Genomic DNA, 13,305 nt, shown 5'->3' with positions numbered 1-13,305 from the left:
ATCCTAGGACGGCTGCCCGGTCGATCCGTCGTCGCCGTCGCCGCGTGCCGGAGCGTCGGAGGTCTCGGCGAGTTCGCCCTGCGACCGCGCGCCGAACGACCCTCTGCTCACCATGACGACGAGGTCGGCACCGGCGGGTGCCTGTCCGGCATCTCGCACGATCACGCCTTCGGCGAGGTGGGCGATCGCGTAGCCGCGGTCGAGGGTCGCCCCGGGCGAGAGTGCGCGCAGCGACGCCTGCAGACGAGCGGTGTCATGGCCGGCGGCGTCGAGGCGCCGGGTGGCGATGTCGCGTCCGCGCGCCGAGAGCAGGTGCACCTCGTGCGCGCGGGTGGTCATCAGCGACTCCGGGTCTCGCAGCACAGGCCGCGAGCGCAGCTGCTCGAGTTGGGCGAGGTCGTGCGCGACACGCTGAGTGACGCGCGTGCGAGACCTGCTGCGTAGCTGCTCGACGAGCGCACGCTGTTCGACGACGTCGGGCACCACGCGTTTGGCCGCGTCGGTGGGCGTCGACGCGCGCAGATCGGCGACGTCGTCGAGGAGCGGGTGGTCGTTCTCGTGGCCGATGGCCGAGACGACCGGGGTCGTCGCGTCGGCGACGGCGCGGAGCAGCCGCTCGTCGCTGAACCCGAGCAGCGTCTGCGGGTCGCCGCCGCCGCGCGCGATGACGATGACGTCCACGTCGGGATCGGCGTCGAGCGTGCGCAGCGCCGCGATCGTCTCGGGAACGCATCGGTCGCCCTGCACGGCGGCGTGAACGGTCCGGAACTCCACATGCGGCCACCGCAGTTCCGCGTTGCGGTGCACGTCGCGTTCGGCGTCGCTGCGCTCACCGGTGATCAGGCCGATGGTGTGGGGGAGGAACGGGATCGGCTTCTTGCGCGCGGGGTCGAACAGACCCTCAGAGCGCAGCTGCGCGCGCAGTCTCTCGAGCTGCACGAGCTGATCGCCCAGTCCCGTCGGCCGCATCGCCGAGACGGTGAAGGAGAAGTCGCCGGTCTTGACGAAGTAGTCGCTCTTCACGCAGGCGACGACGCGGTCGCCCACCTGCGGGCTCGACCCCAGCCGCTGCAGTGTGCTCGACCACAGGCGGAACGACAGGGCGGCATCCGCTTCGGAATCCTTGAGGCGGCCGAAGACGTGCCCGCCGCGCACGTTCCAGGACGTGATCTCGCCCTCGACCCAGACGGCGTTCCAGCGCTGGACGAAGTCCCGGATCGTCTCGTTGAGCCGCGAGATCGAGGTCGGGGTCTGCGGCGAGGAGTCGCGGGGGTGCACCGCGTCGGGTGGGGGCGCCTGGTCGGGTGCGGACTCGAACGACGGCATGGGGCTCCTCACGGCCGGTTCCGAGCAGCGGGCGGGATGCGCCTCGTAGAATCGACGGGTGAGCACTCCCGCCGTCCGGCTGCCCGTTCCCCGCGTGCCGGGGCGTCACGGCCGTCTCCAGGATATCCCCGTCGGCGCCGCCAAGCGGGTCCTGCTGGCGGCGCCGCGGGGGTACTGCGCCGGCGTCGACCGGGCCGTCGTGGCGGTCGAGAAGGCGCTCGAGCGCTTCGGCTCGCCGGTGTACGTGCGCAAGCAGATCGTTCACAACATCCACGTCGTCCGCGAGCTCGAGGAGCGCGGAGCGGTCTTCGTCGACGAGGTCGACGCCGTCCCCGAGGGCGCCCACGTCGTCTTCAGCGCGCACGGCGTGTCGCCGGCTGTCGTCTCGGCGGCGTCCGACCGCGGCCTCCAGGCCATCGACGCGACGTGCCCGCTGGTGACGAAGGTGCACCGCGAGGCGGTGCGCTTCGCGCGCGACGACCGGGAGATCCTCCTGATCGGCCATGAGGGACACGAGGAGGTCGAGGGGACGGCAGGCGAGGCACCCGAGCACGTCACGGTGGTGACCTCGCCCGAGCACGCCGACACCGTCGAGGTGCGCGACCCCTCGCGCGTGGTCTGGCTCTCGCAGACGACGCTCTCGGTCGACGAGACGATGGAGACGGTGCGCCGGCTCCGGGTGCGATTCCCGCAGCTGCAGGATCCGCCCTCGGACGACATCTGCTATGCCACGCAGAACCGCCAGGTCGCGATCAAGAAGATCGCGGGAGAGACCGACCTGGTGATCGTCGTGGGCTCGGCGAACTCGTCGAACAGCGTGCGTCTCGTCGAGGTCGCGCTCGAGTACGGCGCTCGCGCCGCCTATCGCGTCGACTACGCCGACGAGATCCGGCAGGAATGGCTCGAGGGCGTCCGTACCGTCGGCGTGACGAGCGGCGCCTCCGTTCCCGAGGTCCTGGTCCAGCAGGTGCTCGCCTCGCTGGCGGACGCCGGTTACGGCGACGTCGACGAGGTCCGCACCGCTGAGGAGGACCTGCTGTTCTCGCTGCCGAAGGAGCTGCGGACGGATGCCGCGGGCAAGCAGGATGCTCGCGCACGCGGCGGACGGGGCCGCGCATGAGCGAGTCCGAGCGCCCCCGGCCGCAGTACGGCGAGTACGCCACACCGGAGGAGCAGCGCGCTCGCATCGCCGCACTCGGCGGGGATGCGCCGCATCCGGACGTCGCCGACACCGCTGTCGTGGCCGGCGGGTCGCAGCATCCCCGCCCGGATGCCGCGGGGTCGCGCACGCCGTCTCATCCCGCGTCGCACCTGCCCTCGCCGCGGCCGACCACCAGCGCGGCCCGTCCGACGCGGACGGCCGACCGGGTGATCACCATCGCCCTCCTGGCCTACGGGCTCGTGACCGTTCTCGGCGCGATCCCGCAGTTGGTGGACTTCGTCGGCTTCGCCGAGACCTGGATGGAGATGGCCGGCATCGACGGGTCGTTGGCCGACCCTGCTGCCGGGCGCGCGTGGGGCATCGCCGCAGCCATCGTCTACAGCGCGGGGTGGCTCGCGACGGCGATGCTGTCGTGGTGGTCGCTGTCGCGTCGCCGGATCTCGTGGTGGATCCCGCTCGTCGGAGCGATCGTGACGTTCGTGATGGTCAGCTTGCTGCTGGCCGCGCCGCTGCTGTCGGACCCCGGGGTGATGCAGGGCTTCTCCTCCGCGTCCTGACGGCGGCAAAGGGCGCCCGCCCGGAGTATCTGCTCCGGACGGGCGCCCTTCTCACACGGTTCGGGTCGGCTGCGCGAGATGCCGTCGGTCAGCTCTGCGACTGGCCGAAGGAGCCGAGCTGCCTCGTCGCCTCGACGACGCGAGCGGCCATGGCCGTCTCGGCCTTCTTGCCCCAGGCGCGCGGGTCGTAGGCCTTCTTGTTGCCCACCTCACCGTCGACCTTCAGGACGCCGGCGTAGTTCTCGAACATGAAACCGGCGACCGAGCGGGTGAACGCGTACTGCGTGTCGGTGTCGATGTTCATCTTCACGACGCCGTTGGCCACCGCGAGGGCGATCTCCTCGTCGGTGGAGCCGCTGCCGCCGTGGAAGACGAGGTCGAGCGGCTTCTCGCCGGTGCCGAACTTCTCGGCGATGCCGGCCTGGATCTCGCCGAGCAGCTCGGGGCGGAGCTTGACGTTGCCGGGCTTGTAGACACCGTGCACGTTGCCGAAGGTGAGCGCCGCGATCCAGCGTCCCTGGTCGCCCAGGCCGAGCGCCTCGACGACCTGCGCCACATCACCGGTGGTGGTGTAGAGGGCATCGTTCGAGCCCTCGTGCTGGACGCCGTCCTCTTCGCCGCCGACGACGCCGATCTCGACCTCGAGGATCGAGCGGATCGCCTTGATGCGGGGCAGCAGCTGCTGCGCGATCTCGATGTTCTCGGCCAGGGGCACGGCCGAACCGTCCCACATGTGCGACTGGAAGATCGGCTGGCCGCCGTCGGCGACCGCCTCCTCGGACGCGGAGATGAGCGGCAGCAGGAAGTCGTCGAGCGCCGGCTTCGGGCAGTGGTCCGTGTGCAGGGCCACCGTGACGGGGTAGTTCTTGGCGACCTCGTGGGCGAACTTGGCGAAGGCGAGCGCGCCGGTGGCGCGGCCCTTGACCGTGTGGCCGGCGAAGTAGTCCGCGCCTCCGGTCGTGACCTGGATGATGCCGTCGGAGCCGGCCTCGGTCAGGCCCTGGAGGACGGCGTTGATCGACTGCGAGCTGGCGGCGTTGATCGCGGGGTAGGCGAACCCACCGGCCTTCGCACGATCCAGCATCTCTGCGTACTGTTCGGGGGTGGCGATGGGCATGGAAGCTCCTCAGATCGGCGGTAATACCGAGCCCACTTTATCGAAGGGTGCGCTCGACGTCCGCGGGACGAGGCCGGAGAAAGCGCGAGCCGGTCGAGCTGCCGTGTCGGCGGAGCCGCCGTGCGGTTTCGATAAGAATCACGATTCCTTCACTCCGACAGGCCGGAAATCGGGCAGTCCGTGACGCCCGCGCACCTATGCTGTGGCCCATGGTGAGTTTGACCGCCGACATGAGTCCGCTGCATCCCGATCGAAACCTCGCACTCGAGCTGGTGCGCGCCACCGAGGCCGCGGCGATCCGCTCGGTGCCGTTCATCGGCCGGGGGAAGAAGGAGCTCGCCGACGGCGCGGCCGTCGACGCGATGCGCGCCTTCCTCACCACGGTGAACTTCGACGGGGTCATCGTCATCGGCGAGGGCGAGAAGGATGCCGCCCCGATGCTTTTCAACGGTGAGAAGGTCGGGACCGGACGCGGCCCCCAGGCGGACATCGCCGTCGACCCGATCGACGGCACGACTCTGACGGCCGAGGGGCGGAACAACGCGCTCTCGGTGATCGCGGTCGCCGATCGCGGGGCCATGCTCGACGCGTCCTCGGTGTTCTACATGGACAAGCTGGTGACCGGTCCGGCAGGTGTCGGCGTCGTCGACATCCGACTCCCGATCGCCGAGAACATCCGGCTGCTCGCGAAGGCGCTGGGCAAGCCGATCGACGAGCTCGTGGTGTCGGTGCTGAACCGACCGCGTCACGCCCGGCTCATCGAGGAGATCCGCGAGGCCGGTGCCGGCACGCGCCTGATGAGCGATGGCGACGTCGCCGGCGGGATCAACGCCGCCCGGCACAATGCCCGGACGGACATGTGCGTGGGGATCGGCGGGAGCCCGGAGGGGATCGTCACCGCGTGCGCCATCAAGGCGCTCGGTGGACACATCCAGGGCCGACTGTGGGCCCGTGACGACGACGAGAAGCAGCGCGGCATCGACGCGGGGTTGAACCTCGACGGACACGTCTACGAGGCCGATGACCTGGTGCGCGGCAAGAACACGATCTTCGTGGCCACGGGTGTGACCAACGGCGAACTCGTCGGTGGCGTGCGGCGCGAGGGTGACTTCGTCTACACCGAGAGCGTCGTGCTGCGAGGGGCGTCGGGAACGCTCCGGCGCATCACGTCGGAGCACCTCACCTCGAAGTGGCTGTGACGTCGGTTGTAACTATCGCGACACGGTGGCGTGTCAACCACTGATCCTCACAGGCAGGCTCTGTCAGAATGGCCTCGGTATCAACGGCGATGACCACCCTCACGTCAGCACCCGGGAGAACCATGTCGACGACAGCGAACAGCCCGCAGACCGGACAGGTCGCGGTGGCGATGGACCCCGCACGCCGCCCGGACGTCCTGCTGCGCCGTCGGCATCCCGAGGGCTACCAGGTGAGTGCGTGGTGGATGATCGGCGCCTTCGTCGCGGTCTCGGTCTCCGTCGTCGCGCTCGTCAACATGTTCCCCGGCTGATCGCTGTTCCCGCGCAGCTGATCACACGGCACCCTCGCTCGACCCGGCGTCGGACCCCAGGCGCTGCCGCAGGTCGCCGACGTCTGCGCTGAGCAGCTCGGGCGCTGTGGTTATGCGCGTCGCGGACTCGATCGGCGCGGGTGACGCGGTCGCGTCGAGGCGCGTCTCGTCGATTCCTGGGAACTTTCGTGCCGTGACCAGCACGCGGGTCTCGAGAGTCCCCACGAACTTGTTGTACGACTCGACGGTGCGTTCGATCGCGCGACGCAGGTCGCTCGCGTGGGAGGCGAGTCCGCCGAGACGCTGATAGAGCTCGTTGCCCAGGTCGAACAGGCGGCGCGCCTCGTCGGACACGTCCTGCTGCGTCCAGGTGTAGGCGACCGTCTTGAGCACGGCCCACAGGTTGACCGGGGATGCGAGGGCGACGCGGCGGCTGAACGCGTAGTCGAGCAGCGCTGGATCTTCGTCCAGCGCGGCCGCGAGGAGCGACTCGCTCGGGATGAAGCAGACGACGAACTCGGGACTGGAGCTCAGACCCTGCCAGTACGCCTTCTTGGCGAGAGCGTCGATGTGGGAGCGGACGGCTTTGACGTGAGCGGTCAGGAGGGCCTTGCGGCGTCGGGCGTCGTCGCCCTGGGCGGTGACGGGGATGGAGCTGGCCTCGAGGTAGGAGTCGAGGGGCACCTTCGCGTCGACTGCGAGAGCCTTGTCACCCGGCAGTCGGACGATCAGGTCGGGCCGCCCCGCGCCGCTGTCAGACGAGATGCTCGATTGCAGTTCGAAGTCGACGTATCGCGTGAGCCCCGCGGACTCGACGATGCGTCGGAGCTGCGTCTCGCCCCACACTCCGCGCGCGGCGCTCGATCGCAGCGCGCCGGCAAGCGACTCGGTCGTCGACCGGAGAGCCTCGTCGGTCTCGCGCCCGAGTCGGAGCTGTTCCGCGACGGAGCCGAACTGCTCGCTGCGCTCTCGTTCGAGAAGTTCGACCTTCGCCTGCATCGCCTGCAGCGACTCCTGCACGGGAGCGAGGGCGCGCAGCACCGCTTGCTCTCGGCGGTCGCGTTCGTCGCGCGCCGCCTGGTCGAGTCGTGCCTGGGCTCCCATCTCGCGCTGCACCTCGCGCTGTCGTTCGAGATGCTCGGCATGGGCGTCGCGCTCGGCCTCCGCGACCGCCGCGCGAGCCTCGAGCCGGGCGCGGTCGGCGCCTCCGGTGCGCGAAGCGCGAGCGGAGCCCGCGAACCACCCGCCCGCGGCTGCGATCGCGGCGACGATGATGAGAAGGAAGACGAAAGAGGCGTCCATGTGTCCAGGATGCCGGGTGCCTCCGACATCGCTCGGAGGCGGGGCGTGCGGCGCGGCACGCTCCGTGCCGGAAGCGGCCCGGTGCCTGCCGCGCCGACCTCGTGCCCGGCGTCTCCCGGTTGCTGGAGATGTGTGGTCGGCTCAGAATGGCGGCTGCTCGCTCGGTGGGGCGCCCGGATCGGGTGGGTCTGCTGTGGCGAAGGCGACGAGGGGTGGTGGTGCGTCCTCGCGGTAGATGCGTCCGGTGGGTGACGTCCACACCAGCGTTCCGCCCGCGAGTTGCCTGACCCGCCATCGGGTGTGGTGTTTGACGTCGTGGTGTCTCTTGCAGAGGTGGGCGAGGTTGCGCACGCGGGTTGGCCCGCCGTGGGCGGCGGCGATGGTGTGGTCGAGTTCGCAGCGGATGGCGGGTTGTCGACATCCGGGGAAGCGGCAGTGCCGGTCTCGCGCCCGAAGCAGTCGGACCATCGCGCTCGTGGGCCGGTAGGAGTCGCACTCGAGCACGGTGCCGGTGACGGGGTGGGTGAGGAGCCGGTCCCAGGAGGTGGAGTTGCCGGCGAGTTCGCGTGCGGTGGCGGCGTCGATGGGGGAGCGGCCCGCGAGGTCGGCCGGGCCTTCGTCCCGACCCATGAGAGTCAGCGCCGAAACGGCGACCTGCACGTGCGCCCGAATCGCCCCGAGGCTTCCGTTCCCGTCGCCGGTTGCCGTCGGATCGAGCGCGGGCGTTCCGGCGAGGAGGAGGTCGGAGAACACGTCGGCGCGAACCTGATCGATCGTGCGGGCATCGTCGACGAAGGCTGACCCGTCGGCGTCGGGTGAACCGGCCCGCCCGTCCAGGGTCGCCGCGCCGCCGGTGGCATCGTTGCCGAGCAGCGTGCCGACGCCGCCAGCGGCCGGCGTGCCCGTGCCCGCAGCCTCGGTGCCCCCGCTCTCTGCCCCCGCAGCATCGGCCTGCGCCCGCGCGTTGATGATCTCGCGCGCTTGCCGGGTCAGCCGGTCGACGATCCCGTCCGCGATGACGGTCGGCAGGGTCGCAATCAGCTCCGACATCCCGTCCGCCCCGGGCCGTACCCACACGCACCGCCCCGCCGCGGCCTCCTCGTGTCGTTCGGTGAAGGATCGCGGGTGCATCCGCTCCGCGATCATCCGCAACGCCTCCAGCACGCGATTGGGCCTCTCGCCCTCGCACCGTTCGACCGCAATCCGTTCGAACTCCGCCCGCTCCGTCACGGGCACGATGCATCCGACCTCCTGAATCACCCGCACATGCCCTCGGACGATGCGTCCGCCCTCCCAAGCGGCCATCGTCACCGGGTAGTTCTCGACCAGATCCCGGGCTTCATCGATCCGCCGCTGTAACGTCCGGTCGGTTGCGACGAACACTCCGGCGAGTTCCGCCGCGATGCCGCGCAAAGCCATCTCTCGCGCCTTGACCTTCTCTGACGCGCCCGCCGACTGCGACTCGGCCAACCGACCGGCGGCAGCGAGGAGATGAACCTCGCGGACCTGCGCCGCCCGTGCGGCATCCGCTACGCCCTCGGCATCCGCGACCAGCTGAGCGAGGACGTCGACGTCGTCGTCGCTGCCGATCCCGCTATTCGAATGCATGTTCGAATCATGCCACGGGCCTCCGACATCGCTCCGGAACCGTCCCCAGGCCGGAGATGGGCGGGAGGTTCGGTCAGGCCGGGCTGAGGAGCGAAGCGCCGATCGGCTCGTACTCGGGAACGCGCACGCCGAGCAGCATCGCGAGCTCGACGATGTCGTGCGCTCCGGCACGGGAAGCGGCGTCGATCGCGATGTGCGCGCAGGCGAGCGCATCCGCCAACGCGTCGTGATGCGCGAAGTCGAGGAAGCCGACCGCGGCGGCCACGAGCGGCAGACGGTAGGAATCGAGCTGGTAGGTCTTGCGGGCGAGCTGCACGCTGCACACCGAGCGGAACGCGGGAAGCACGGCATCCGTGGCCTCGCACGCTCGACGGAGCACAGCCATGTCGAAGCCGGCGTTGTGCGCCACGAGCACGTCGTCGCCGACGAAGTCGAGCAGGCGGGGCAGCTGCGTCGTCCAGCCCGGCGCCGCGGACACGGCCTCCGGAGTGATGCCGTGGATGGACACGTTGATGTCGAAGAATCGGTCGTGGCCCGCCGGGGGACGGATCAGCCAGCCGTCGGATGCAACGACCTGGCCGTCGCGGACGCGCACCAGGCCGACGGAGCATGCCGACGCGCTCGAAGAGTTCGCCGTCTCGAAGTCGATGGCGGTGAAGTCCAGGGGCACGCTCTCAGCGTCGCCCGGCGTGCACCCCCGTCGGCGGAGGCGCGCCGCAGTTGCCGGAGCCGGGGCCGGAGCGGAACGCTGTCCGTCGGAGCGCTCCGTCGCCGCCACGTAGACTCGATGCCCGTGGCTCTCACCATCGGAATCGTAGGACTGCCCAATGTCGGCAAGTCGACCCTCTTCAACGCCCTGACCAAGAACCAGGTTCTCGCAGCGAACTACCCGTTCGCGACGATCGAGCCGAACGTCGGCGTGGTGAACCTCCCCGATCCTCGGCTGAAGGTGCTGGCCGACATCTTCCACTCGGAGCGGATCCTGCCTGCAGCGGTGTCGTTCGTCGACATCGCGGGCATCGTCCGCGGTGCGTCGGAGGGTGAAGGGCTCGGCAACCAGTTCCTCGCCAACATCCGCGAGGCCGATGCGATCGCGCAGGTCGTCCGCGGCTTCGCCGACGACGACGTCGTGCACGTCGAGGGCGCCGTCAACCCGCAGAACGACATGGAGACGATCAACGCCGAGCTCCAGCTCGCCGACCTCCAGACGCTCGAGAAGGCGATCGTGCGCTACGAGAAGGAAGTGCGCGGCAAGAAGCTCGACCCGTCGGTGCTCGAGGCGGCGCAGGCCGCTCAGGACGCGCTGCAGCGAGGCGAACTGCTGTCGGGTTCGTCGTTCGACATCGCGCCCATCAGGGAGCTCGGGCTGCTGACGGCCAAGCCGTTCATCTTCGTCTTCAACGTCGACGAGGCCGTACTGACCGATGCATCGCGCAAGGCGGAGCTCGCGGCTCTGGTCGCGCCGGCGCAGGCCGTCTTCCTCGACGCGAAGATCGAGTCGGAGCTCATCGACCTCGACCCCGAGGAAGCCGCGGAGCTTCTCGCCTCGACCGGTCAGGACGAGTCGGGCCTCGACCAGCTCGCTCGCATCGGTTTCGACACGCTCGGCCTGCAGACCTACCTCACCGCGGGTCCGAAGGAAGCGCGTGCCTGGACCATCGGCAAGGGGTGGAAGGCCCCGCAGGCCGCCGGTGTGATCCACACCGACTTCGAGAAGGGCTTCATCAAAGCCGAGGTCATCTCCTTCGACGACCTCGTCGCCACCGGCTCGGTCGCCGAGGCCCGCTCGAAGGGCAAGGCTCGCCTCGAGGGCAAGGACTACGTCATGCAGGACGGCGACGTGGTGGAGTTCCGCTTCAACAACTGAGTCGCAGCCTCACCCGATACCAGCCATCGCCGCATCCGACAAGCGGGCGGCATCGGCGGCGACCGCTGTCTACCGTGGAGTCATCTCGATTCGAGGAGGCACCATCATGGCCACGAACACCACCACCACGCGCAACAAGCGCCGCGCCGCCGGCGCCGGCCTGACCGACGAGCAGAACGCCGAGAGCGGCTTCCGGGCGTCGAAGAAGCTGAGCGAGAACACGCAGAAGGTCCTGGTCGATCTGATCGAGCTGTCGCTGCAGGGCAAGCAGGCCCACTGGAACGTCGTCGGACGCAACTTCCGCGACACGCACCTTCAGCTCGACGAGATCATCGAGGCTGCCCGCGAGTTCGCCGACACCGTCGCCGAGCGCATGCGTGCTCTACACGCGCTGCCCGACGGGCGCAGCGACACGGTCGCCGAGACCACCACGCTGCCCGAGTTCCCGCAGGGCGAGATCGACACGGCCGAGGTCATCGACCTCATCACGGCCCGACTCGAGGCCACGATCGGCACCTGCCGCGAGGTTCACGACGAGGTCGACGATGAAGACCCGACGACCGCCGACATCCTGCACTCCATCCTCGAGCGCCTCGAGCAGCTCGCCTGGATGGTCAGCGCCGAGAACCGCAAGCCCCAGGGCTGACCACACGCGCCCGACAGCCCCGGGTGGCAGCCGCTCGGCCGCCGCTCGGGGCTTCGTCGTGCGTCCGGCGGGTCCGATCCGGCCCGCGATGGTGCTCCCGCGCGACCGGGGCACCATCGTCCGCGGGTCGCGACGCCTCGGCGCACCGCCCCGAACGAGGATCAGGTTCGCCGCGGGTCGATCATGGTCATCCCGGCGGCCGATGCCTCGTTCAGCCTGGGGAGGAGCCCAGCCGCTTCGTCCAGCCCGACCACGCGGTGGATCAGCTCCTGCGGGCGCAGCGCTCCGGCCGCGATGAGGGCCAGCATCCGGGGATAGTCCGCGGCGGGCATGCCGTGACTGCCGAGCAGATCGAGCTCCCACGCGATCACCCGCGCGAGCGGCGCGGACGAGCGACCGGATGCCGTCGGCAGCAGGCCGATCTGCACGTGCCGGCCGCGCCGTCGGAGGCTGAGGATCGCATCGGACGCCGTCTGCTCGCTGCCCACGGCATCCACTGAGACGTGACTGCCGCCATCGGTGAGGTCGGCTATGGCTGCGGGGATGTCGCGCCCGTCGGCGATTACGACATGGTCGGCGCCGAGCTCGGCGGCCGTCGTCAGAGCCGCGGCCGAGCGGTCGACCGCAACCACTCGGGCGCCGATCGCCCGGGCGATCATGACGACGCTGAGACCCACGCCGCCGGCCCCGACGACGGTGATCCACTCGTCGGGCAACAACCGTGCCCGCGCCGTGATCGCGCGGTAGGCGGTGGCGAAGCGGCATCCGAGGGCTGCGGCAGCCTCGAACGAGACCGCGTCGGGGACGCGCACGAGGTTCGTCTCGGCGGCGGGGACGACGACGCGCTCGGCGAATGATCCAGCGTAGGTGAATCCCGGCTGCCGCTGATGGGGACAGACCTGCGCGTCGCCGGAGCGACACCATGCACAGCGCCCGCATCCCACGACGAACGGCGTCGTGACACGGTCTCCCACCCGCCACCCCGAGACCTCGGCGCCCACGGAGGCGAGGACGCCGGAGAACTCATGCCCGGGAACATGGGGGAGCTCGATGTCGTCGTGGCCGGCCCACGCATGCCAGTCGCTCCGGCACAGGCCGGTCGCACGCACGGAGACGACGACGCCGTCAGCCGGCGCAGAGGGATCAGGGATCTCCCGCACCGAGAGGGGGCCGCCGATACGGTCCAGAACCATCGCTCGCACGATGCCCCACGCTACGGCATCCCCGGATCAGCGCTGCGGCCGTGATGCGATCGCGGCCGGCGTCAGGCGTCAGGCGTCGCGGAAGCCTTCGAGGTCGGGATCCCATTGCGTGGCCTGGTCCTCGACCGCATACAGGTGCGGGGACTCGGCCGAGCGCTGCGGGTAGCTGGCGTGCTCGCGAAGCTCCTGCGCTCCCGAGGTGAAGTCGGGTTCGTCAGCGCTCCAGTCGACGGGCGCCGACAGGACGTCGTTCCCGACGCCGATAACGAGCTCCGCCTCATCGATGCGGCCGTCGTTCTCGAGGACGATCGGAATCCGCACGGCCTCGGCGCGGCCGTAGTTGGCCACCGCCGCCGTGAGCTCCACCAGCGCCGCCGCAACGTCGTCCGTCGTGATCACCGTGTCGCCCGCGTACGTGATTCGCCTCATCGCACCACTGTGTCGCGCGACCTCCCCCCGCGTCTCGTGCTTGCGTCGTCGGGAGACATGGGTTACGGGCTCGACCGGCGCGATCATCGCACGAGGCATGCGCGTGGTCAATCTGCCTTACTCCCCGTCGAGCCCGATCTAGCGTCGACCTCGGGTGGCGCGGTCCGCGCACACCCGGAAGCGAGGAGAGATCATGACGCATCAGGATCCCGCAGTCGAGCCGGAGCCGCTGAGCGAGCCCGAGGCCGTCCGCAAGGACACCCGCTACACCCCCGGCAGCGAGACGGAGACGCGCGAGAAGCAGGACGAGGCAGCCACGAGCCCGGACGCCGATGTCGACGACGACCTCGTTCGCGCACGTCCCGGTACGGGCGGGCCCGACGATGTGGGGGATGTGACCGTGGCCGATGAGGACCTGAACCTCCCATGGCGGGATGACGACGCGAAGGCGTGAACAGCAGATAGACGCGCCCGGAACGCCGCGGGCCGAACGTGGCCGTCGCGGCGTCAGTTCCAGCCGATGCTGTTGAACCACGCGGCGCGGTGTGCGGCGTCCGCGGCGTCGTCCGGGTCGCGGAA

Annotated in this window: 14 protein-coding genes; 7 read left to right on the top strand and 7 right to left on the bottom strand. The window is 70.1% G+C overall.

Annotation, left to right across the window (positions count from 1 at the left end; all coding sequences use genetic code 11):
* Nucleotides 1-3: 3 nt before the first annotated feature.
* Nucleotides 4-1,326, bottom strand: a complete 1,323-nt coding sequence (xseA, locus tag HW566_RS01765) for an exodeoxyribonuclease VII large subunit (protein ID WP_178009874.1) — start codon at nucleotides 1,324-1,326, stop codon at nucleotides 4-6.
* A 58-nt stretch (nucleotides 1,327-1,384) separates the two neighbouring features.
* On the opposite strand from xseA, the gene HW566_RS01760 reads away from it, so the two are divergent.
* Both HW566_RS01760 and HW566_RS01755 read left to right on the top strand, forming a co-directional pair.
* A complete protein-coding gene (locus HW566_RS01760) occupies nucleotides 1,385-2,446 on the top strand; it encodes a 4-hydroxy-3-methylbut-2-enyl diphosphate reductase (RefSeq protein ID WP_178009872.1) in 1,062 nt (353 codons plus the stop codon).
* Complete coding sequence (locus HW566_RS01755) at nucleotides 2,443-3,045, top strand: DUF6264 family protein (RefSeq protein WP_178009870.1); 603 nt, start codon at nucleotides 2,443-2,445, stop codon at nucleotides 3,043-3,045. Before HW566_RS01760 ends, HW566_RS01755 begins: the two co-directional genes overlap by 4 nt.
* 88 nt (nucleotides 3,046-3,133) lie before the next feature.
* Here HW566_RS01755 and fbaA read toward each other — a convergent pair whose 3' ends face one another.
* On the bottom strand, nucleotides 3,134-4,162 hold the full coding sequence (fbaA, locus tag HW566_RS01750) for a class II fructose-bisphosphate aldolase (protein WP_178009869.1): 1,029 nt from the start codon (nucleotides 4,160-4,162) through the stop codon (nucleotides 3,134-3,136).
* A gap of 209 nt (nucleotides 4,163-4,371) precedes the next feature.
* Here fbaA and glpX point away from each other — a divergent pair, with 209 nt between their 5' ends.
* Together glpX and HW566_RS01740 are read left to right on the top strand one after the other, a co-directional pair.
* Entirely contained in the window at nucleotides 4,372-5,361 is a 990-nt protein-coding gene (gene glpX, locus HW566_RS01745; protein ID WP_178009867.1) for a class II fructose-bisphosphatase, read from the top strand.
* A gap of 122 nt (nucleotides 5,362-5,483) precedes the next feature.
* A complete protein-coding gene (locus HW566_RS01740) occupies nucleotides 5,484-5,672 on the top strand; it encodes a UDP-N-acetylmuramyl pentapeptide phosphotransferase (protein ID WP_178009866.1) in 189 nt (62 codons plus the stop codon).
* Between the two features lie 21 nt (nucleotides 5,673-5,693).
* Here the strand turns inward: HW566_RS01740 and HW566_RS01735 are convergent, their stop codons facing one another.
* The 3 genes from HW566_RS01735 to HW566_RS01725 form a co-directional block, all read right to left on the bottom strand.
* Nucleotides 5,694-6,974, bottom strand: a complete 1,281-nt coding sequence (locus tag HW566_RS01735) for a DNA recombination protein RmuC (protein ID WP_178009864.1) — start codon at nucleotides 6,972-6,974, stop codon at nucleotides 5,694-5,696.
* Between the two features lie 141 nt (nucleotides 6,975-7,115).
* Nucleotides 7,116-8,582, bottom strand: a complete 1,467-nt coding sequence (locus tag HW566_RS01730) for an HNH endonuclease signature motif containing protein (RefSeq protein ID WP_178009862.1) — start codon at nucleotides 8,580-8,582, stop codon at nucleotides 7,116-7,118.
* Between the two features lie 73 nt (nucleotides 8,583-8,655).
* Complete coding sequence (locus HW566_RS01725; protein ID WP_178009860.1) at nucleotides 8,656-9,252, bottom strand: exonuclease domain-containing protein; 597 nt, start codon at nucleotides 9,250-9,252, stop codon at nucleotides 8,656-8,658.
* Nucleotides 9,253-9,375: 123 nt separating this feature from the next.
* Here HW566_RS01725 and ychF point away from each other — a divergent pair, with 123 nt between their 5' ends.
* Together ychF and HW566_RS01715 are read left to right on the top strand one after the other, a co-directional pair.
* On the top strand, nucleotides 9,376-10,449 hold the full coding sequence (gene ychF, locus HW566_RS01720; protein WP_178009858.1) for a redox-regulated ATPase YchF: 1,074 nt from the start codon (nucleotides 9,376-9,378) through the stop codon (nucleotides 10,447-10,449).
* A 106-nt stretch (nucleotides 10,450-10,555) separates the two neighbouring features.
* Nucleotides 10,556-11,095: a Dps family protein gene (locus HW566_RS01715; protein ID WP_178009856.1), complete on the top strand. Its 540-nt coding sequence runs from the start codon at nucleotides 10,556-10,558 to the stop codon at nucleotides 11,093-11,095.
* A gap of 161 nt (nucleotides 11,096-11,256) precedes the next feature.
* On the opposite strand, the gene HW566_RS01710 is transcribed toward HW566_RS01715, so the two are convergent.
* Both HW566_RS01710 and HW566_RS01705 read right to left on the bottom strand, forming a co-directional pair.
* Nucleotides 11,257-12,297: a zinc-binding dehydrogenase gene (locus HW566_RS01710; protein WP_178009854.1), complete on the bottom strand. Its 1,041-nt coding sequence runs from the start codon at nucleotides 12,295-12,297 to the stop codon at nucleotides 11,257-11,259.
* A 69-nt stretch (nucleotides 12,298-12,366) separates the two neighbouring features.
* Nucleotides 12,367-12,726 carry a hypothetical protein gene (locus tag HW566_RS01705; RefSeq protein ID WP_178009852.1) on the bottom strand — a complete coding sequence of 120 codons (360 nt, stop codon included), beginning with the start codon at nucleotides 12,724-12,726 and terminating at the stop codon, nucleotides 12,367-12,369.
* A 193-nt stretch (nucleotides 12,727-12,919) separates the two neighbouring features.
* Here HW566_RS01705 and HW566_RS01700 point away from each other — a divergent pair, with 193 nt between their 5' ends.
* The gene (locus HW566_RS01700) at nucleotides 12,920-13,180 is read left to right on the top strand and encodes a hypothetical protein (RefSeq protein WP_178009850.1); all 261 of its coding nucleotides are present in this window, start codon (nucleotides 12,920-12,922) and stop codon (nucleotides 13,178-13,180) included.
* Nucleotides 13,181-13,305: the final 125 nt, after the last annotated feature.

This window comes from Microbacterium oleivorans (genome assembly GCF_013389665.1).
GTDB lineage: Bacteria > Actinomycetota > Actinomycetes > Actinomycetales > Microbacteriaceae > Microbacterium > Microbacterium oleivorans_C.
The sequence above is the reverse complement of the archived record's forward strand: the minus strand, read 5'-3'. Positions and strand labels throughout refer to the sequence as shown.